The sequence below is a fragment of the Natronospirillum operosum genome, assembly GCF_004768465.1.
Classification (GTDB): domain Bacteria; phylum Pseudomonadota; class Gammaproteobacteria; order Pseudomonadales; family Natronospirillaceae; genus Natronospirillum; species Natronospirillum operosum.
In genome coordinates this window covers 101,606-122,481 of sequence record NZ_SRMF01000002.1, presented here as the reverse complement: position 1 = coordinate 122,481, position 20,876 = coordinate 101,606, and the positions used below count along the sequence as shown (strand labels likewise).

The following is a 20,876-nucleotide window of genomic DNA, read 5'->3' as shown; positions in this document are numbered from 1 at the left end:
GCCTCGGCTGCAAATAACAGGAACATGTCGTCCGTGCCACTAGACTATAGCGCATTTCTGTCCAAATACCGCAACCGCCGGTGTGGCGGACAACCGCCTTTGGCGGGTGGCGCTTGCGATCACTGGTGGTCTGGTCTAGTTTGAGCGGATTCTTCCGCCCGGTGCGGTATTGGTTCTGGAGCCCCTGATGTCGGTACAAGCAAGATGATGATCGCCAGTGCGCTGGGCCCGGTGTTTCTGCTGATTCTGCTGGGGGCAGTTCTCAATCGGCTGGATTTTCCCGGTCGGACCTACTGGCCGGGTATCGAGCGCCTGACCTATTACGTGCTGTTTCCGGCGCTGCTGATCCACCGGCTGGCGCTGACCGAGTATGCGTGGTCCATTCTGCCGCCGCTGATACTCACCCTGGTGCTGGCACTGGGCACGGTGAGCCTGCTGATTCTGCTGACCCGCCGCTGGCAGGCTCGTGATGGAGCCGCCCTGACCTCGGTCTATCAGGGCTCGGTACGGTTCAACACCTATATCGGTCTGGCGGCTGCGGATGCGCTGTTTGGCCCTGCAGGCCTGGCCTTTGCGGCCATTGTACTGGGGCTGAAGATACCTCTGGTCAACATCGGCTGCGTGCTGATGTTCTCGCTGGCGCTGGGTGATGCACGCCTGGACTGGCGCAAGGTCGGGCGTGAACTGGGTACCAATCCGTTGATCCTCGGATGTGTCATTGGCCTGCTGCTGAACTTTACCGGCATCGGCCTGCCCGGCTGGTCGGCCGACACCCTGGCCTTTCTGGGTGCGACGGCACTGCCGCTGGGGCTGCTGGCCGTCGGCGTGGCGCTGGCGCCGCGGGCGCTGGGCGGCGATGCAGGGGCGATCATGCGGGCCAGTGGATTCAAGTTTCTGGCCATGCCGGGTATGCTCTGGGGCTTCGCGGCACTGCTGGGGCTGGACCCGCTGATGCAGCAGGTACTGGTGCTGCTGGGTTGCCTGCCCACGGCGACATCGGCTTACATTCTGGCGCGACAGCTGGGCGGCAATGCGACCCTGATGGCCAACCTGATCACGGCCCAGTCTCTGCTGGCCTTTGTCGTGATCCCGCTCTGGATGTGGGTGATTCTGTAGTCGGTCCGGGTCAGTCCTTGTAGAACGACTTGTCCAGGCCGTGCTTTTTCATCTTGTCATAGAGCGTTTTGCGCGCCAGGCCAAGCTGTTCCATGGTGTCCTTGATACTGCCGTTGTTGGCGCGCAAGGCGTCCTGCAGCAATGAACGTTCGAATATGGCCATGGTCTCCGCCAGCGTACCGGCTGTTCTGGGCTGGCCGATATCCCAGCTGTTTTCCAGCGCTGCCGGACCCATCAGTACATAGCGTTCGGCCAGATTGCGCAGTTCCCGCACATTGCCGGGCCAGGGTTGCTGCTTCAGGTAGGCAGCCTGCTCGGGTTGCAGCGGAATGATTTCGCGTCCGTGATGTTCGGCCGCAATCAGCGCAAAATGCTGGAACAGCAGGGGGATGTCTTCCGGGCGCTGCCGCAGCGGCGGTATCTGAACCTCGACCACATTGAGGCGGTAGTACAGGTCGGCGCGGAATTCACCCGTGTCGCTCAGCGCCCGCAGGTCCGCCTTGGTGGCGGCGATGATACGGACGTCAATGGCAATCGGCTGATTGCTGCCCAGGCGCTCCACCTTGCGTTCTTCCAGCACGCGCAGCAGTTTTACCTGCAGGGCAGAGGGCATGCTCTCAACTTCATCCAGAAACAGGGTGCCGCCGTGGGCGTGTTCGAATTTGCCGATGCGCCGTCGTTCGGCGCCGGTGAAGGCCCCGGCCTCGTGGCCAAACAACTCGCTTTCTATCAGGTGCTCGGGCACGGCACCGCAGTTGATGGCCACATAGTGGGCGCCACTGCGCGGGCTGCGCTCATGGATGAAACGGGCCAGTGCATCCTTGCCGGCGCCGGTTTCGCCATGCAGCAGAATATCGGCTGACGTGGGGGCCAGAGTGTCGACCATGGCCAGCAGGCGCTGCATCTGTGCCGAGGTTCCCAGCAGACGCGGTCCGGGCCGACCAATCTGGTTGAGCTGGCCCTTCAGATAGCGGTTTTCCAGCGCCAGTTGGCGCTTTTCACGGGCCTTGCGCAGCAGCTCGATCAGTTCCTCGTGATTGAACGGCTTTTCGATAAAGTCATAGGCGCCCTGCTGCATGGCGGTGACTGCCGTGCTGATGTCGCCATGGCCGGTGAGTATGATGACCGGGATGCTGTTGTCCAGGCTCATGACCTCGGCCAGCACGGACAGTCCGTCGCGCCCGGGCATGTGGTAGTCACACAGGATCACGCCGCAGAAATCCGGTGTGAGGGCCCGCAGCGCACTGTCACCGTCCGCGAACACCTCGACCTTCAGCCCTTCCAGCAGAAAAGTCTGCTGCATCACCTGCCGGATGTCGGCTTCGTCGTCAATGAACAGGACGTCGGCATCGGTCATTGCGGGTATCACTCCGTCAGCGGCAGTTCGTTGGCGGGCGCTTCAGTGACCTGAGAACGCACGCGCAGGGCCAGGGTGAATTCGGCGCCCGTGCCTTCGGGGCGATTGTGTCCGGTCAGGCGACCGCCCAGGGCGTCCACTATCTGGCGCGATATGGACAGGCCGAGCCCCAGCCCCTGCTTTATCGATTTGGTGGTGTAGAAGGGCTCGAACAACTGCTCGGTATTGGCCGGCAGGCCGGGGCCGTTGTCACGCACCAGGCACAGCCAGTAAGGGTCCTGCAATTGCAGCACCACCTCAATGGTGGCGTTGGGGTGATTCTCCACTGCCTGGATGGCATTGTTCAGCAGGTTGATCAGCACCTGTTCGATGCGGATCAGGTCCCCATGCACCCAGGCAGGCTGGTCCGGGCGCTGCCAGAGCAATCTGATGTCCGGATGCGAACGGCCCACCTGCAGCATCTTTATTGCGGCATCAATGGGCTGTCGCAGGTCCAGCACACTCGGCTTGCCTTCCGATTTGCGCGAGAACACCTTGAACTGCCGGGTCAGGTCTGCCATGCGCTGGCAGAGCTGACCGATTTCCTGCAGGTTGGCATCGACCGTGTCGTTGTCGCCACGCTCCAGAAAACGGCGACTGTTGGCAGCATAGGCCTGAATCGCCGTGACCGGTTGGTTCATCTCGTGGTTCAGCCCGGCCGACATCTGACCGAGTACCGCCAGTTTGGCCGCCTGAATCAGTTCCTGCTGGGCTTCTTTCAGTTCTTCCTGGGCGCGCTCACGTTCCCGAATCACCCCCAGCAGACGCTGGTTGGAGGCCTCAAGGTCGGCGGTACGCGCTGCCACGCGCTGCTCCAGTTGCACGCCGCGCTCGGCCAGTTCTGCTTCCCGGCGATAACGCTCACGCAGATACAGCGTGGCCAGCAATACGCCCATGAACAGCAGGGCACCGCCGGCCAGAAAAACCAGTTGGGAGCCCAGTACCGGCTGGGTGCTGACCATGACCCGCAGGTCCCAGTCGAGTCGGGGCAGGGGCGTGCTGACACTGAGGAAGGTACGCTCCTGGCCGGCATGCTTGATCAGCAGCAGCTCGGACTGTTCCGCCAGGCCCCAGTGCCGACCGAGCCGGGTCAGGGGCATGCTGGGAATGGGTTGGCTGGCGTAGCGTTGGCTGGTATAGACGGCATCCATGCGCTCATCCGAGAGCGGCAGGAAGGCGTGGTAGAGCCAGTCCGGCTGGCTGGACAGAAAAGCAATGCCGTCAGCATCCTGCACGACCATCTCGGCATCATAGTAGGGCGAGGGCCGCTGCCATTGCTGTTCCAGATCTTCCACCAGTATCTTGACCACGATAACACCTATGCGCTCGGTGGGGTCGGTGCTGCTTTTGACCGGATGCGAAAAATAGAGCCCGCGCTCCAGCGAGGTGGTGCCCAGTGCAAAGTAGAGCCCGGACTCGCCGGTTGCCATGGGTTCGGTAAAATAGGGACGAAAGCTGAAATTCCCGCCGACAAAACTGGTCGGCAGTTTGTAATTGTTGGCGGCAATGGTCAGGCCGGTGTGGTCCATCAGATAGACATCGGAACTGTCCACGATGGTGGCCATGCGCTTCATTTCTTCGTTGGCGCGCAGCAGAATGGTGTCATTGTCCGCATTTTCCAGCGCTTCGGCCATCAGCGGATGCTCTGCCATCAGTTCCGGAATGGGGCGGTAGCGGTCCAGTTCGTTGCCAAGCAACTGGCCATAGCGGAATGATTCCTCGAAGCTCTGGCGTTCCAACTGGTGATAACCGAACCAGGTGCCAAGCAGCCAGGACACGCCCAGCGTCAGCAGAAACAGGACCGTCACCCAGACCCGAAGGCCTGGATGACGGAACAGCGTTTCGCCGGAGAGCAGCCCCGGCCTGGTCGCGGGGCTGGTCATGCTCAGTCCAGCCCGCGCGCGACGCGTTCCGGCGTCAGCAGCGTTTTCTTGATGGTCAGCACCAGTGCCGCAGCACCCAGACCGATGGCGTCAGACATCCAGCCTCCCTGAATCATGAACAATGCGGCGACCAGCAGAATCAGACGCAATACCGTCCCGACGCGGCCGAAGAACCAGCCCTGCACGGCCGAGGCCAGCAGGAAGATACCCAGTGCCGCCGTGGCCACGACATGCACGATCTCGTACCAGGGGCCCTGCATCAGCAGTGCTGAATTGTAGAAGAACATGAAGGGGACCACAAAGGCGGCCAAGCCGATCTTGAAGCTTTCCACACTGGTCTTCATCGGGTCTGACTGCGCTATGGCCGAGCCGGCAAAGGCGGCCAGCGCCACCGGCGGTGTAATGGCCGACATGACCGCAAAGTAGAAGATGAAGAAGTGAGCCGTGAGCGGATCAATACCCATGCGGATCAGACCAGGTGCGATCACCGAGGCGGCCACTGCATAGGCGGCGGTCGTCGGCATACCCATGCCCAGAATGATGGACACGCACATGGCGAAGAACAGGGCCAGCAACTGGTTCTGGGCGGCAATGGCCAGCAGCATGGAAGAGAAGCGGGTGCCGACACCGGTCAGTGCGATAACACCCACGATCACCCCGGCGGCGGCACAGACCGCAACCAGTTGCAGTGACATGCGTGCGGCCAGCTCAAACGCATAGAAGATGGCCCTGGGTCCCATGCGGAACGGCGTCAGCCAGCTCACGACGGCGGCGGCACCCATGGCCAGCGTACCGGCGCGAATGACCGAGTAACCCATGAACAGGGCGACGATCAGAATCAGGATGGGCGCAAACAGGTAGACCTGCTTGGCCAGAGCTCTGAACTTGGGCAACTCCGAACGTGGCAGGCCCTTCATGTTGTTCTTCAGGGCTTCCTTGTCGACCATGAAGTAGACCGACAGGAAATAGAGCAGGGCCGGGATGATCGCCGCGACCACGATCTCCGTGTACCGGATGCCGGTGATTTCGGCCATGATAAAGGCCCCGGCACCCATGATCGGGGGCAGAATCTGCCCGCCGGAGGAGGCTGCAGCCTCAATGGCGGCAGAAGACTGCGGTCGGTAACCCACCTTCTTCATCAGCGGAATGGTCAGCGAGCCGGTGGACACCACATTGCCGGCACTGGTGCCGTTGATCATGCCCATCAGGCCAGAGCCGAATACTGCCACCTTGGCCGGCCCGCCGCGGGTATGCCCCGCTGCTGCGAAGGCAAAGTTGACGAAGTACTCGCCCACCCGACTGGCCTGCAGGAAGGCCGCGAAGGTGATGAACAGGATGATGTAGGTCGACGAAATGGCCGTGGTCGGCCCCAGAATGCCGTTATCCGTGTAGATATAGGAAAAAAACCGCTGCATGGAGTAGCCGCGGTGCTGCAGTATGCCCGGCAGCCAGGGGCCGACAAAGGCATAAACCACGAATACGGCCGCGATGATGACCAGGGCCAGCCCGGCCAGGCGCCGGGTCAGCTCCAGAATCAGCAGCACACCGACCATGGAGGCGTACATGTCGGACGGCAGCGCCATGCCGGTGCCGGCACGCAGGCGCAGCATGGGTGCGTAGTAGACAAAGTACAGCGCCACTGCCAGTGCAGCCAGAGCCAGCAGCACATCCGCCGGGTCCAGGCGTGACCGGCGGCGGGCCGGAAACAGCCAACTGGTCAGCACGGTAAGCGCCGTGCCGACCAGCAATGGAATACCAAAGGTCAGGACGAACTCGGGGGGCTGTGGCGCCCCGAATCCACTGCGTCCACCGGTGCTGACCCACAGGGTCAGCATGGCAACCAGACCATAGAGAACGCCTGCGGCGCCGGCGGCCAGCATGATCCAGCCCAGTGCGCTGCGTCGTCCCGGCGCGTTGCTGTCATCGGACAGCATATGCGCGGAAAACAACAGAAAGCCGAGGGCCAGACCGCCCCCGACGTGAGTAATACGGTAAATCCAGGGTTCCAGCGGGTACAGGTTCATGGACCAGACATGGAACAGGGTGTACAGAGCGCACAGGGCGCTCAGCGCAATACCCAGGGCGCCGCTGATGACGCGCTGGTTACTGGCAATGTTTTCGGCGTCGACCCCGGCTGCAATATTCTTTTTCTCGGCTGCGGGAGTCTGATCAGTGGCCGCGGACATGGGGGGCTACTCCGATCAAGTCAGGACAATAGTAATAGTGATAAACGAACGGTGAGACAAAGACCAGAACTACCGGGGCAACAAGGCCCCGGCAGTCTGGTCGTATGGGCCGTGATCAGCCGCGCAGGTCATCCGGAATATCGATGCCCTGTTCGTCGAAGTAACGTACCGCTCCCGGGTGGAAGGGCAGGAAGCCGTTCTTGTCGACGTGTTCTTTCAGCGTCTCGCGGGCGGCAGAGTGGATCTGCATCATGCGGTCATTGTTTTCCATGACTACACGAGTGATCTCATAGGCCAGGCTTTCCGGCATATCTTCGTGCGCAATGGCAAAGTTCCACATGGCAACAGAGTCAATGTCTTCATCCTGACCGGAGTAGGTGCCTGCTTCCATAACGAAGTGGGCCACTTCCGGGTGGTTTTCCAGAATGGTGTCCAGCTCGTCACTGGTGAAACCGAAAATGTTCACATTTTCTTCAGCGGCCAGTTGGCTGAAGGCTGCAGTCGGAATACCGGCCGCAAATGCAAAGGCGTCAATCAGACCATCGCCCAGTTGGCTGGCCGCATCGGCCGCTCCGGCATTGGAAACATTGGCGTTCACGCCCAGGGTGTTCAGGAACTGGGGCCAATAGGTACCGGGTGTACCACCCGCAGGGCCGACGTTGACCCGGCGACCGTCCAGGTCACTGACCGTTTCGAGGCCAGAGCGCGCCAGAGTCACTACCTGGAAGGGTGTCTGGTACATCGGGAACAGAGCACGAATCTCGGTGTGTTCCAGGCCAGGAGCCAGTTCACTCTCGCCTTGCAGCGCAGTGAAAGCCGGCCCCATGGTCACCAGGCCGACATCATGGTCACCCAACTGTACCAGGGTAACGTTCTGTACCGGACCGCCGGTCACTTCGCCGCTGGCACCAATACCCAGCTCTTCGCTGAGGAAGTTGGCCAGGCCGTTGCCGTAAACGAAGTAGGCGCCGCCCTGACTGGCAGTACCCACGGTGATTTCGCTGGGCCAGTCGGAACGATCAGCCAGTGCTGAGCCGGCAAGCAGAGTGGATGCGGCCGCAATGGCGGCAACGCTTTTGAGCATCGTATGCATAAGAAAACTCCGTTGTTGTATTTCTTGTGGTTGGGTCTGAACTAGAGCGATGTTTGTACGCTCACCCGGTCTGTTACCAGCAAGGGCCATGCCATAGTGAAAATCGGCACGGATGCAGGCGTCAGGCTGGCTGCGCGAGGCAGAAAAGCGTCTTCTGGGTGGAATGCCACCCATTGGGCCGTGTGGGCGTGGGTGGAAGTTGACCCATTATCCGGCCCGGTTCTGCTGTACTCGGGGCTGTGCCAAAGGCTACATTGTCTGGCTTCAAGTCAACAGGATCAGATCGGACCATGTCAAAACCCTGTGATGTCAGTGATTATCAGCGTCTGGCACAAAAGCGTGTACCCCGGATGTTCTTCGACTATGCCGACTCCGGCTCCTGGACCGAGTCGACCTACCGCCGCAACGAGACCGACTTTCAGCGTCTGCTGCTGCGTCAGCGGGTGGCCGTTGACATGACCCGGCGCTCGACAGCGACCAGCATGGCGGGTGACAAGGTCTCCATGCCGGTGGCGCTGGCGCCAACCGGGCTGACCGGCATGCAGCATGCTGATGGCGAGATTCTGGCCGCCCAGGCGGCGGAGCAGTTCGGTGTACCCTTTACCCTGTCCACCATGAGTATCTGTTCCATAGAGGATGTGGCAGCGCATACACAGAAGCCGTTCTGGTTTCAGCTCTATGTCATGCGTGATCGGGATTTTATCGGGCGGCTGATCGACCGCGCCAAAGCAGCCGGCTGCAGTGCCCTGATGGTGACGCTGGACCTGCAGATTCTGGGGCAGCGGCACAAGGACATCCGCAATGGTCTGAGTGCGCCGCCGAAAATGACGCTGAACAGCCTGCTGCAACTGGCCACGCGTCCGCACTGGTGCCTGAAGATGCTGGGGACAAGGCGGCGCGGTTTCGGCAATATCATTGGCCACGTCTCCGGCGTGTCCGATCTGTCATCACTGGGTGCCTGGACCGCCGAGCAGTTCGATCCGCAGCTGTCCTGGGATGACATCGACTGGATTCGCGAGCGCTGGGGCGGCAAGCTGATTCTCAAGGGCATACTGGACCCGGAGGATGCCCGCATGGCGGCCAGAACCGGCGCCGATGCGCTGATCGTCTCCAATCACGGTGGCCGTCAGTTGGACGGCGCACCGTCCAGCATTGCCATGCTGCCGACCATACTGGATGCAGTGGGCGATGACATCGAGGTGCATGTCGACGGCGGTATCCGCTCCGGGCAGGATGTGCTCAAGGCCGTCTGTCTCGGCGCCAAAGGCACCTATATCGGCCGGCCCTTTCTCTATGGTCTGGGCGCGGCCGGCAAGGCTGGGGTGGATGATGTACTGAGGATACTGCACCAGGAACTGGATACCACCATGGCGCTCTGCGGTGAGCGGCTGCTCACCAACCTGGGGCGTCACAACCTGCTGGAACCGACCCTGTTTGATCGGCCGGTGCAATGACGGCGTATTAGCGGCTCAGCGAATAGCGCGCCTGATAGGCATTGAACACCCGTTCCGGGTACCAGGTCTGGCCGTAGCTGCCGTTGTAACGGGCCAGACCGCCGACCTCGTCGCCGTTTTCCATGTCCAGATAGTAGGCCAGAATGGTGGTGCCGTAGCGCAGGTTGGTTTCCAGATCGAACAGGTTGTCATCCGGGCGGCCGATCTCGTTTTTCCAGAACGGCATCACCTGCATGATGCCGCGGGCACCGGCGTGTGACAGCGCAAACCGGTCAAACAGGCTTTCCACATGAATGACCGCCAGCACCAGTTGCGGGTCCACATCAGCGCGCCGTGATTCCCGATGCACCAGACGCAGAAATTCGAGGCGTTCCTGCTCGTTCGTGATAAAGCGGTCGATGCGGGCCGACATGTCGACCATCCACACCTGGGCATCAAAGCGGTCTTCGAAGCCGGATTCCTCGGCCACGGCATCCGACAGGGCATCGATCAGCCCCGGCTCCGGCGGTTGCTGGGTAGAGTCTTCCGGCAGTGCGGATTGCTGCGCCCAACTGCTGGCTGACAGCATCAGACCGCTCAACAGGAGCAGCCTTTGCAGCCAGCAGCCAGTCCACTTCGAGTCCCTGTGCATCGGTTTGCCAAACTCCGGGTTAAGTTACAGCGAAAAGTCGGTATAATCGCCCCCTCAAAAATTCACCTCATCGGGGCACTGGACAGAATACTATGCGAACTCATTACTGTGGTGAACTGCGCAGTTCACATATCGATGAAACCGTCACGCTTTGCGGTTGGGTACATCGCCGCCGTGATCATGGCGGGGTCATTTTTCTCGATATGCGTGACCGCGAAGGCCTGGTGCAGGTGGTGTTCGACCCTGATGATGCGGCCAACTTCGAAACCGCCGACCGGGTGCGCAGCGAATTTGTGCTGAAAATCACCGGCCGGGTGCGAGCCCGCCCCGAGGGTACCGTCAATCAGGACCTGCCGACCGGCTCGGTCGAGGTGTTGGGTACCGGTATCGAAGTGCTGAACGCGGCGGCAACGCCGCCGTTTCCGCTCGACCAGTATTCCGATGTGGGCGAGGACGTACGCCTGAAATACCGCTACATGGATCTGCGCCGCCCGGAAATGCAGGACAAGCTGATTCTGCGCAGCCGCATCTCGCAGTCCCTGCGCCGCTTCCTGGATGATCAGGGCTATCTCGAGATAGAAACGCCGATTCTGACCCGCGCCACGCCGGAAGGCGCGCGCGACTATCTGGTACCCAGCCGCACCCACGAAGGGCGTTTCTTTGCGCTGCCGCAGTCGCCGCAGCTCTTCAAGCAGTTGCTGATGGTGTCCGGCTTCGACAAGTACTTCCAGATTGCCAAGTGCTTCCGTGATGAAGACCTGCGCGCCGACCGGCAGCCGGAATTCACCCAGATCGATATCGAAGCCTCCTTTGTCGAAGAGCAGGACATCATGGGGGTGGCCGAAGGCATGATTCGCCAGACTTTCAGGGAAGTGCTGGATGTGGATCTGGGCGAGCTGCCCCACATGACCTTTGCCGAGGCCATGGAACGTTACGGCGTCGACAAGCCGGACCTGCGCATCCCGCTGGAGCTGGTCACGGTTGATGACCTGATGACCGAGGTCGAATTCAAGGTGTTTGCCGGCCCGGCGAAGGATGCCAAGGGTCGTGTCGCTGCACTGAAAGTGCCCGGCGGCAGCAGTCTGACGCGCAAGCAGATCGACGACTACACCAAATATGTCGGTATCTTCGGTGCCAAGGGTCTGGCCTATATCAAGGTCAACGACAAGTCGGATCTGGAAAACGGCCTCCAGTCTCCCATCGTCAAGTTCCTGCCCGAGACCGTGCGCGCCCAGTTGCTGGACCGCCTGCAGGCCGAAAACGGCGATCTGATCTTCTTCGGTGCCGACAAGGCGCGTATCGTCAACGATGCACTGGGCAATCTGCGCTGCCGCCTGGGTGAAGACCTCAACCTCTACACGCGCGAATGGGCACCGCTGTGGGTGGTAGACTTCCCCATGTTTGAACAGGACGATGACGGTTCTCTGGCCGCACTGCATCACCCGTTCACCGCACCATCCTGTTCACCGGAAGAACTCAAGGCCAACCCGGCCGGGGCGCTCAGTCGTGCCTATGACATGATTCTCAATGGTGTCGAGCTGGGTGGCGGGTCCATCCGTATCCACAACCCGGCCATGCAGGAAACCGTGTTCGATGTACTGAACATCAGCCATGAAGAACAGCGCGAGAAGTTCGGCTTCCTGCTCGACGCGCTGAAATACGGCTGCCCGCCGCACGGTGGTCTGGCCTTTGGCTATGATCGTCTGATCATGCTGATGACCGGCGCCGACAGCATTCGGGAGGTTATTGCCTTCCCGAAAACCCAGTCCGCCTCCTGTCTGATGACCCAGGCACCGGGCGAGGTCACCAATGATCAGTTGCGCGATCTGAATATCCGTATTCGCAAACCGGTCAGCGAGAGCTGATCACGCATTTTCAAGGGAGATGCATCTATGGCAGGTCATTCCAAATGGGCCAACATCAAGCACCGCAAGGCGGCGCAGGATGCGAAACGCGGCAAGGTCTTCACCAAGATCATCCGCGAAATCGTGGTTGCAGCCCGCAATGGTGGCCCCAACCCGGAGGACAACCCGGCGCTGCGTTCGGTCATGGACAAGGCACTGACCGCCAACATGAAAAAGGACACCATCGAGAAGGCCATCGCGCGTGGCGCGGGTAATCAGGATGGTGACAACTTCGAGGAGATGACTTTCGAGGGTTATGGCGCCAGTGGCGTGGCGATTCTGGTCAAGTGTCTGTCCGACAACCGCAATCGTACCGTCTCCGAGGTGCGCCATGCCTTTAGCAAGCATGGCGGCAACCTGGGCACGGACGGCTCGGTGGCCTATCTGTTCCAGCACAAGGGCCAGCTGTTTATCGAAAACGGCGACGAAGATGCCATCATGGAGGTGGCGCTGGAAGCCGGCGCGGAAGATGTCATCAGCAATGACGATGGCTCCTTCGAGATTCGCTGCGAGCCGACGGACTATCTGGAGTTGAAAAAAGCGCTGGTCGACGCCGGCTATGAAGCCGAGGGCGAAGTGTCCTGGCTGCCGGATGTAGAAGTCGAAGTCGACGGTGAGACTGCGGAAAAGGTACAGAAGCTGATCGACACGCTGGAAGAGTCGGACGACGTGCAGAACGTCTATACCAACGCGGCTTTCCCCGAACCGGCCGAGAGCTGAGGCCGGCGGGCTCTGATGAGCATCATCCTCGCCATTGACCCCGGCTCCCGGCGTACCGGGTTCGGGGTCATTGATGTGTCGGGCAAGCAGCCGCGCTATATCACCAGTGGCTGTATCAATCTGACCGACCTGGGAGAGATGCCGGCGCGGCTGGATGCCATCTTTCGTTATATACAGGACATTGTGGCACAGGTCAGTCCGACTGAGTTTGCCATCGAAAAGGTGTTCATGGGACGCAATGCCGACTCGGCGCTGAAGCTGGGACAGGCGCGCGGGGCGGCCATAGTGGCGGCGATGCAGTCAGGGCTGCCGGTGTTCGAATATGCAGCGCGGCAGATCAAGCAGTCGGTGGTGGGCAAGGGCGGTGCCGACAAGGCGCAGGTGCAGCACATGGTCACGGCGCTGCTGAAGCTGCCGGGCACGCCGCAGGAAGACGCCGCCGACGCACTGGCCATTGCGCTCTGCCACGCGCACTACCGGCAGAGTTTTGCCCGCCTCGGCAACGCCGCCCAGGCGCGCCGGGGGCGGGCGCATTAGGGTGTGACCTTGTAGAGTATGGTTGGTGGACCGTCGCCACGCTCGGGTACATGCCTGTGAGACACGCAAAAAACGTCGTCCCTGACAGCTCGGTTGCGGCCGTCCCTGGCCGCAAACGGTCTCACAGTGCATGCACCCGGCGGGCGACTCCAGCCGTGCCCCCCCCAACTTCTGTAGCGAGGCACGCAAGTGCCGGTTGGGTCAATAGGACCCATATGAAGGGCGGCTTTGCCACCCATCGGGACTTGCGTCCCTCACTACAGGACAGGTCCCTTGCCAAGTGAGGGTGCGGAGGCACGATTGGTGCGGCCGCCGGAGCGGTGGTGCCCTGATCCGCAGACCGTCTGCGCACATGGATGTGCGCAGTCGAGCTGGCATGGATGCCGTTTTTTGCGTGTCTGCGGTCAGGGTACCCCGCCATCAGGCGGCCAGGCTAATGTCTCACAGGCCTGCACCCGCGCTTGGCGACGGTCCGCTTGGCAACCACAACCACAGGAACCGGAGAACGAACATGATCGGACACCTCAAGGGCACCCTGAGTGCCAAGCAGCCGCCGGAAATCCTGCTGGATGTGCAGGGCGTCGGCTATGAACTGCTGGTACCCATGACCACCTACTATCAGCTCCCTGCCACCGGCGAACCGGTCAGCCTGTGGACGCACCTCAGCGTGCGCGAGGATGCCCACACCCTGTTCGGTTTCGCGCAGGAAGGTGAACGCCGCCTGTTCCGCACCCTGATCAAGGTCAATGGCATCGGCCCCAAGCTGGCGCTGTCGATTCTGTCCGCCATCGAGCCGGACGACTTCGCGCGCTACATCGAACAGGAATCGGTCAATCAACTGGTCAAGATTCCCGGCGTGGGCAAGAAGATGGCCGAACGCCTGGTGCTGGAACTGAAAGGCAAACTCACCCATGCCGACGGAACTGCCGCCGAACTGGGCGGCCTGGCTGCCGCCATGGCCGAGGGCGGCGATCCGGTAGACGATGCCGAAAGCGCCCTGATAGCGCTGGGCTACAAGCCGGTGCAGGCCGCGAAGATGATCAAGCAGGTGCGGCAGCCCGGTCTGGGCAGTGATGACCTGATCCGCCTGGCGCTCAAGTCGGCGCTGTAATGATTGCCGTCTTGTCTCTTTACCAGCGCTGGGTCAAACTCTGAGTCATGATTGAAACCGACCGCTTCATTACCCCGGAACCCGAATCGCCGCGCGAAGAAAAGCTCGACCGCGCGATCCGGCCTTCCAGTCTGGCCGACTACACCGGGCAGCCGGTGGTGTGTGAGCAGATGGAGATCTTCATCTCCGCAGCCCGCAATCGGGGCGAACCGCTGGATCACATCCTGGTGTTCGGGCCGCCCGGCCTGGGCAAGACCACGCTGGCCAACATCATTGCGCATGAGATGCAGGCCTCGATCAAGACCACCTCGGGGCCCGTGCTGGAAAAGGCCGGTGATCTGGCCGCCATGCTGACCAACCTGGATGCCGGTGACGTGCTCTTTATAGACGAGATCCACCGCCTCAGTCCGCATATCGAGGAAATCCTCTATCCGGCCATGGAGGACTATCAGCTCGACATCATGATCGGCGATGGGCCGGCCGCCCGCTCCATCAAGCTCGAACTGCCGCCGTTCACCCTGGTCGGGGCAACCACGCGCGCCGGCCTGCTGACCTCGCCACTGCGCGACCGGTTCGGCATCGTGCAGCGGCTCGAGTTCTACAATATCGAGGATCTGACCACCATTGTGCACCGCTCGGCGGGCCTGATGGACATGCAGATGACCGACGAAGGCGCACGCGAGATTGCCACCCGCTCGCGCGGTACGCCGCGTATCGCCAACCGGCTGTTGCGGCGGGTGCGTGACTATGCCGAGGTGAAAGCCGACGGTGTGGTCAGCTATGAGGTTGCGCATGCGGCGCTGAGCATGCTGGATATCGACCCGAAAGGCTTTGATCTGCTCGATCGTCGCTTCCTCAGTACCATGATCGAAAAGTTCGACGGCGGCCCGGTAGGCATCGACAGCCTGGCAGCCGCCCTCAGCGAAGAGCGCGAAACCATGGAAGATGTAGTCGAGCCCTATCTGATTCAGCTCGGGTTTGTGGTGCGCACTGCGCGCGGCCGCATGGCCACGCCGCTGGCCTATCGGCATTTCGATCTGCCCCCGCCCGGCAGTGGCAATGGAACCGCTTCATAAAAACAGTGCAAACCTCTGTGCACTCTTGGCCAATTTCGGTACATTGGCGCACATTGCCGACTTTTCGGGTTAAGGAGTTTTGCCGCTGTGGCTGAGGAAATGTCCTATATCGCGCTGATTGCCAGCGCCAGTATTGTCGTCCAGATCGTGATGTTGATTCTGGTTCTGGCTTCCGTGCTCTCATGGTATTTCATTTTCGAGCGCGCCAAGGTCATGGGCCGTTTCCGGAATGCCAGCGATCACTTTGAAGAGCGCTTCTGGTCGGGCATGGATCTGACCCAGCTGTTTCGGCAGGTGAATGCCGCGCCGGATCCGGACAGCGGTACCGAAGCCGTATTCCGTGCCGGTTTCAAGGAGTTCACCCGCGCCCGCCAGCAACCCGATATGGATCCCGACACCACCATGACCTCCATCCAGCGGGCCATGCGGGTGGCCGTAAACAAGGAAGAGGACAAGCTCGACAAGCATCTGACCTTTCTTGCCACAGTGGGTTCCATTACCCCGTACATCGGCCTGTTCGGCACGGTCTGGGGGATCATGGGGGCTTTCCGCGGTCTGGCCATGACCTCGCAAGCCACCCTGGCCACGGTGGCGCCGGGTATCGCAGAAGCTCTTATTGCAACAGCAATGGGCCTGTTTGCTGCTATTCCTGCGGTCATTGCCTACAACAAGTTTTCGAATACAGCGACCAATCTGATCTCGCTCTATGACACCTTTGCAGAAGAGTTTTCCAGCATTCTGCATCGCCAGGTCTATGCACTGTCGCGCAAGAATCAGGCACGACGTGAAGCAGGTGCAGACGGCCGCAATGAATCAGCACAGTCCGCAGGGACTGAGGCTCAACGTGTATGAGAAACAAGGGTAATCGCCGCCGCCCCATGGCGGAAATCAATGTCGTGCCTTATATCGACGTCATGCTGGTGCTGCTGGTCATATTCATGGTGACCGCACCCATGCTGACCCAGGGCGTGGACGTGGAATTGCCCCGGGTATCCACGGAGCCGCTGCCCACAGAAGACGACCGGGAAAACCTGATTGTCTCGGTGACAGCGGATCAGGAGTACTATCTGGAACTGGGTGAGGAGTCGCCCCAGTCCGTTCCGCTGACCGAGATACAGACCTTTGTGCGCCAGATCCTGGAGAACAATCCGGGCACCGCTGTGCTGGTTCGGGGCGATCAGTCCGTACCCTATGGACGGGTAGTGGAACTGATGGTCATGCTGCAGCAGTCCGGGGTTCACAATGTGGGACTGGTGACGGAGCCACTCTAGAATGGGTTTCGATCGGGAACATCTGCTGCCACTGACCTACTCGGTGCTGCTGCATACGGTACTGGGTATCTTTGTGGTCTTTGGGCTGCCGGTGTTCAGTTCACCGCCAGAGCCCAATATGCCGGAAGTGGTCAATGCGCAGCTGGTCACCATGTCGCGCGTGCAGCAACGGGCGGAACCCGATCCGCCGCCGCAGGCGCCGGAGCCACGGCAGGTAGAAACCACAACCGTGGAGCCGGAACCAGCGCCGGAACCAGAGTCGCCACCGGAACCGGAACCAGCGCCGGAACCCGAGCCTGCGCCCGAGCCGGAACCGGCTCCGGAGCCCGAACCCACGCCCGAGCCGGAGCCGGCCCCTGAGCCCATACCGGCGCCGGAGGTAGAGGAACCGGCCCCGGCGCCCGAGCCGGAACCGATTCCCGAGCCCGAGTCGCCGCCCGAACCCGAGCAGCCGCCCGAGCCATCGCGGGCACCGCCGCCGGGTGACGATTTTCTGGATCTGGAGTCCGCATTGCTGTCTCAGGTAGAGCAGGAAGGCGCCCGGGAACGGGCTCAGGCCGAGCAGGCGGAAGAAGCCAGGCAGGCCATCGGTACCTATGACGGCCTGATTCAGCAACGGGTGCGGCGTGCCTGGTCGCTGCCGCCCAATGTCGACGGTTCCATGGTGGTAACAGTGCGTATTGAGCTGTTGCCGACCGGCGAGGTGGTGAGTGTACAACTGGTCAATTCCAGTGGTTATGATGCCCTGGATCGCTCTGCGATTCAGGCTGTGGAGCGCGTGGGTCGTCTTCCCGTGCCGGAAGACAATCGGCTGTTTGAACAGCATTACCGACGCTTCAATTTCGATTTCAGGCCCGAGGTCTAATGATGAATAAATTGCGGCTGTACTGTGGCATTGCGCTGATTCTGCTGGCCTCCGGATTGGCGGCACAGTCATCGGATCGAACCATTACCATTATTCGCGGCTACGATGATCCGTTTCGCATTTCCATTGTGCCCTTCACCTGGGATGGCCCCGGGTCGGCACCGTCGGAGTTCAGTGAGATTGTGGAGGCCAATCTGGAGCGCACCGGCCAGTTCGATCCGTTGCCCAGAGACCAGATGCGCAGCTGGCCCACGCGCCGGGAATCCATGGTGTTTCGCGAATGGCGGTTGCTCAATCAGGACTATGTGGTGATTGGCCGGGCACAGCCGCGAGACGACAACCGGGTTGAAATCACCTATGAACTTTACGACCCGTATTCGGAGCGTCGTCTGCTCGGTCGGAGTGTCACCGGCGACCGTGATCAATGGCGCCAGCTGGCGCATCGCGCCAGTGATGCCATTTACGAAGAAATTACCGGCGTAAGAGGCGTATTTTCAACCAAAATAGCCTATGTTGCGATCGAACAAACGGGGTCGGGTCGAAGCCACACGCTGTATGTTGCCGATGCAGACGGTTTCAACGAAGAGCCCTGGTTCGAGTCGGAGCGGCCGTTGATGTCGCCAGCCTGGTCGCCCGACGCTCGTCAGATTGCGTTCGTCACCTTTGCTCCCGATGGCAGTTCTGAAGTACGTATCCTTGATCTGGATAGCGGTAATGTGCGTATCGTAGCGGAAAGGCAGGGTGCGATTAACAGTGCGCCTGCCTTTTCTCCGGATGGACGGCGCCTGGCGTTCACATCATCTCGAGATGGTGCGGCCAATATCTATGTCATGGATCTGTCCAATGGCCGTTTGCAGCAGGTGACGCGGCACTGGGCCATTGACACCGAACCGGACTGGCTGGACAACAACACCCTGGTGTATACGTCCGGTCGCAGTGGCAGACCGCAGATCTATCGTCTGCGCATAGGGTCTGACAATGCAGAACGTCTGACTTTCGATGGCCGATACAACGCACGGCCCAGAGTGGCGGAGAGCGGTAACAGAATTGTGATGGTACATAATGATGGCGATGGTTATAACATCGCCACCATGGACCTGAACAACAGAGTCCTGCAGGTACTTACGGGTAACCCGCAGGACGAGGCACCCAGCCTGGCCCCTAACGGGTCCATGGTGGTATATGCAAGCACTCAGGGTGGAACCTCGAGGCTTGCGTGGGTGTCAATAGATGGTATGGTGGAGAATGTGATGCCCAGCCGGTTTGGCAATGTGCGTGAACCTGCATGGTCGCCATTCACCTACTAACCTATAGTGGGCGCCACCTTTGTGGTGAACTGTTTTATTGCTGTGCTATTATCAGCCAGCGACTAGATAAAACCTCTGACAAATGGGATTGAGAGCAATGTCAAAATTCAAGCTGCTGCAAGTGATGCTGGTAACAGGGACACTGGTTATCGCCGGGTGTTCCAGTGCACCAACCGATGATGCCGGAACTGCAGAAGATACAACGACCGAAACTACTGAAGAAAGAACCACCGGACTGATGCCGCTCGACGAAGCTGAAGTAGCCGAGGCAGAGGCGCCTGAAGTGGCTCCGACCCCGAGTGAAGACATCGTCTACTTCGAGTTCGACAGCTTCGCGCTGAGCTCCGAAGCTCGCTCTGTGCTCGACGAGCACGTAGCGTACCTGCGTCACAACGCGGATGCGGTTGTTGTGCTGGAAGGCCACACCGATGAGCGTGGCAGCGCCGAGTACAACCTGGCTCTGGGCGAGAATCGTGCCAAGTCAGTACAGGACTACATGAACCTGCGTGGTGTCGAGAATTCACAGATGTATGTGACTTCCTTTGGTGAAATGAACCCTGCGGTTGCCGAGTCCAACGAAGAAGCCTGGGCTCAGAACCGTCGTGTAGAGATCAAGTATCAGAACTAATGCCAGCACTGAAGAAAACAGCGCTGCTTGGTACTTTGGGAGCTGCCCTGATGGGCAGCTCTTTTTCGTTGGCCAACCCGCCTATCGAGCAGGGCAGACCAACGCTTATAAACCAACCCGGCGGCATACTAGCTGATGACCTGGTCACGGACGAGCAATTGCGCTCGCGCCTCCAGGCCCTGGAAAATGAACTGTCAGGGCAGTTTGTCTCGCAGGATGGGTTGACCCAGCTGCTGGATCGCCTGCTGCGCATGGAAAGTGAGATACAGTCACTGCGGGGCGAGGTTGAAGAATTGAATGAGAGACTCCGGCGAGCGGAAGCCGACTCGCGGGACCGTTACATTGATCTGGACCGCCGTCTGACTGACGTGCAGGCCTCAGGCGCCCAAAGCCTGGCTGGCCAGGCCCCTGAAACCTCGGATATTGACGACCCGGAAGAGGCCCAGCGTGACTATCGCAGAGCGCGGGACCTGATCTCCGAGCGTCGTTACGAAGAAGCCACCAGCGCACTCGCCGACTTTGTGGAAGACTATCCGGACAGCGGACTGGCTGCAGATGCCTGGTTCTGGCTGGGTGAAGTGCATACACTGCTGCGCGAATATGACAGCGCCGAGGCGGCTTACAACCGGATCATCGACGACTTCCCCGATTCCGACAAGCGGCTGGATGCCCTGTTCAAGCTTGGCTTTGTCGCCGAGAGGACCGGTGACGTTGAACTGGCTCAGGATTATTACCAGCAGGTTGCAGAGCAGGCGCCCGATTCCAATCTGGGCAGTCTGGCCAATCAGCGCCTGGATACGTTGCAGGAATTCCAGTAGTGAGCAGCGCCATCGTCCTGCTGTCCGGCGGGCTGGACTCGGCGACCGCCGTGGCCATCGCGGCACAGCGTCACGACAAGGTATACGGGCTCAGCTTTCGCTACGGGCAGCGGCACAGCGCGGAGTTGCTGGCGGCCCAGCGCGTGGCTGCGCGGCAGAATCTGGCAGAGCACCGGATCATCGATATCGACCTGGCCCAACTGGGCGGGTCTTCACTGACCGATGGTTCACTGTCCGTGCCTGAAACACCCACCGAGGGCATTCCCAATACCTATGTGCCGGCCCGCAACACCGTCTTTCTGTCCTACGGGCTGGCCTATGCGGAAGTCACCGGGGCACAGGCCATCTATCTGGGTATCAATGCAGTCGACTATTCGGGCTACCCCGATTGCCGGCCCGAATTTGTGGCCGCCTATCAGAACCTGGTCAATGTCGCCACACGGGCCACCGTGACCGGCAGTACGATACAGATAGAAGCACCGCTGATTGATCTGAGCAAGGCCGACATCATTCGCTGGGGCGTTGAGCTGGGCGTGGACTACGGCATTACCGTATCCTGCTACCAGGCCGATGAAGCCGGTACCGCCTGTGGGGTCTGTGACAGCTGCCGTCTGCGCCACCAGGGGTTTGTGGATGCCGGGGTCGAGGATCCGACACCCTATCGGTAGCAGGCTCACGCATGGTGCTGCCTTGTAGGCTGTGGCCCGTGGCCACGCATGTAGACTGTAGTCGACAGATGACAGTGCTCAGTCGACAGTGGGGGCTTGACAGTATTCGGTGGTTTGGCAACGATCCTACTGTCTACTGTCTACTGTCTACTGTCTACTGTCTACTGTCTACTGTCTACTGTCTACTGTCTACTGTCTACTGTCTACTGTCT

General features: G+C 60.5%; 19 protein-coding genes. 14 read left to right on the top strand and 5 right to left on the bottom strand.

What is annotated here, in order from left to right:
• Positions 1-204 precede the first annotated feature (204 nt).
• Positions 205-1,116: an AEC family transporter gene (locus E4656_RS07050; RefSeq protein WP_135482492.1), complete on the top strand. Its 912-nt coding sequence runs from the start codon at positions 205-207 to the stop codon at positions 1,114-1,116.
• 10 nt (positions 1,117-1,126) lie between these two features.
• Here E4656_RS07050 and E4656_RS07045 read toward each other — a convergent pair whose 3' ends face one another.
• The 4 genes from E4656_RS07045 to E4656_RS07030 form a co-directional block, all read right to left on the bottom strand.
• The gene (locus E4656_RS07045; RefSeq protein WP_135482491.1) at positions 1,127-2,473 is read right to left on the bottom strand and encodes a sigma-54-dependent transcriptional regulator; all 1,347 of its coding nucleotides are present in this window, start codon (positions 2,471-2,473) and stop codon (positions 1,127-1,129) included.
• Positions 2,474-2,481: 8 nt separating this feature from the next.
• Positions 2,482-4,395 (bottom strand): sensor histidine kinase, encoded by a 1,914-nt coding sequence (locus E4656_RS07040; RefSeq protein WP_135482490.1) that lies wholly within the window; start codon positions 4,393-4,395, stop codon positions 2,482-2,484.
• A 2-nt stretch (positions 4,396-4,397) separates the two neighbouring features.
• Positions 4,398-6,581: a TRAP transporter permease gene (locus E4656_RS07035; protein ID WP_135482489.1), complete on the bottom strand. Its 2,184-nt coding sequence runs from the start codon at positions 6,579-6,581 to the stop codon at positions 4,398-4,400.
• A gap of 115 nt (positions 6,582-6,696) precedes the next feature.
• A complete protein-coding gene (locus tag E4656_RS07030) occupies positions 6,697-7,674 on the bottom strand; it encodes a TAXI family TRAP transporter solute-binding subunit (protein WP_135482488.1) in 978 nt (325 codons plus the stop codon).
• A 290-nt stretch (positions 7,675-7,964) separates the two neighbouring features.
• Here E4656_RS07030 and E4656_RS07025 point away from each other — a divergent pair, with 290 nt between their 5' ends.
• A complete protein-coding gene (locus E4656_RS07025; protein WP_135482487.1) occupies positions 7,965-9,128 on the top strand; it encodes an alpha-hydroxy acid oxidase in 1,164 nt (387 codons plus the stop codon).
• A 7-nt stretch (positions 9,129-9,135) separates the two neighbouring features.
• Here E4656_RS07025 and E4656_RS07020 read toward each other — a convergent pair whose 3' ends face one another.
• Positions 9,136-9,696: a lytic transglycosylase domain-containing protein gene (locus E4656_RS07020; protein ID WP_135482485.1), complete on the bottom strand. Its 561-nt coding sequence runs from the start codon at positions 9,694-9,696 to the stop codon at positions 9,136-9,138.
• Positions 9,697-9,851: 155 nt separating this feature from the next.
• On the opposite strand from E4656_RS07020, the gene aspS reads away from it, so the two are divergent.
• The 12 genes from aspS to queC all read left to right on the top strand — a co-directional run bounded on the left by aspS (position 9,852) and on the right by queC (position 20,664).
• Positions 9,852-11,624, top strand: a complete 1,773-nt coding sequence (gene aspS, locus E4656_RS07015) for an aspartate--tRNA ligase (RefSeq protein ID WP_135482483.1) — start codon at positions 9,852-9,854, stop codon at positions 11,622-11,624.
• A gap of 27 nt (positions 11,625-11,651) precedes the next feature.
• On the top strand, positions 11,652-12,383 hold the full coding sequence (locus E4656_RS07010) for a YebC/PmpR family DNA-binding transcriptional regulator (protein WP_135482482.1): 732 nt from the start codon (positions 11,652-11,654) through the stop codon (positions 12,381-12,383).
• Positions 12,384-12,398: 15 nt separating this feature from the next.
• Entirely contained in the window at positions 12,399-12,920 is a 522-nt protein-coding gene (ruvC, locus tag E4656_RS07005; RefSeq protein ID WP_135482480.1) for a crossover junction endodeoxyribonuclease RuvC, read from the top strand.
• 511 nt (positions 12,921-13,431) lie between these two features.
• On the top strand, positions 13,432-14,031 hold the full coding sequence (gene ruvA, locus E4656_RS07000; RefSeq protein ID WP_135482478.1) for a Holliday junction branch migration protein RuvA: 600 nt from the start codon (positions 13,432-13,434) through the stop codon (positions 14,029-14,031).
• Between the two features lie 47 nt (positions 14,032-14,078).
• Positions 14,079-15,107 (top strand): Holliday junction branch migration DNA helicase RuvB, encoded by a 1,029-nt coding sequence (gene ruvB / locus E4656_RS06995; protein ID WP_135482476.1) that lies wholly within the window; start codon positions 14,079-14,081, stop codon positions 15,105-15,107.
• Positions 15,108-15,194: 87 nt separating this feature from the next.
• Positions 15,195-15,959, top strand: coding sequence for a protein TolQ (gene tolQ / locus E4656_RS06990; protein WP_240753923.1), 765 nt, complete (start codon positions 15,195-15,197; stop codon positions 15,957-15,959).
• On the top strand, positions 15,956-16,378 hold the full coding sequence (gene tolR / locus E4656_RS06985; protein ID WP_135482475.1) for a protein TolR: 423 nt from the start codon (positions 15,956-15,958) through the stop codon (positions 16,376-16,378). The genes tolQ and tolR overlap by 4 nt, the downstream gene beginning before the upstream one ends.
• 1 nt (position 16,379) lies before the next feature.
• The gene (tolA, locus tag E4656_RS06980; RefSeq protein WP_135482474.1) at positions 16,380-17,243 is read left to right on the top strand and encodes a cell envelope integrity protein TolA; all 864 of its coding nucleotides are present in this window, start codon (positions 16,380-16,382) and stop codon (positions 17,241-17,243) included.
• The gene (tolB, locus tag E4656_RS06975; RefSeq protein ID WP_135482473.1) at positions 17,243-18,550 is read left to right on the top strand and encodes a Tol-Pal system beta propeller repeat protein TolB; all 1,308 of its coding nucleotides are present in this window, start codon (positions 17,243-17,245) and stop codon (positions 18,548-18,550) included. Before tolA ends, tolB begins: the two co-directional genes overlap by 1 nt.
• Before the next feature lie 97 nt (positions 18,551-18,647).
• The gene (pal, locus tag E4656_RS06970; protein ID WP_167855966.1) at positions 18,648-19,178 is read left to right on the top strand and encodes a peptidoglycan-associated lipoprotein Pal; all 531 of its coding nucleotides are present in this window, start codon (positions 18,648-18,650) and stop codon (positions 19,176-19,178) included.
• Between the two features lie 50 nt (positions 19,179-19,228).
• A complete protein-coding gene (gene ybgF, locus E4656_RS06965; RefSeq protein ID WP_167855965.1) occupies positions 19,229-19,996 on the top strand; it encodes a tol-pal system protein YbgF in 768 nt (255 codons plus the stop codon).
• Complete coding sequence (gene queC / locus E4656_RS06960; protein ID WP_135482467.1) at positions 19,996-20,664, top strand: 7-cyano-7-deazaguanine synthase QueC; 669 nt, start codon at positions 19,996-19,998, stop codon at positions 20,662-20,664. Before ybgF ends, queC begins: the two co-directional genes overlap by 1 nt.
• The last annotated feature ends 212 nt before the right edge of the window (positions 20,665-20,876 follow it).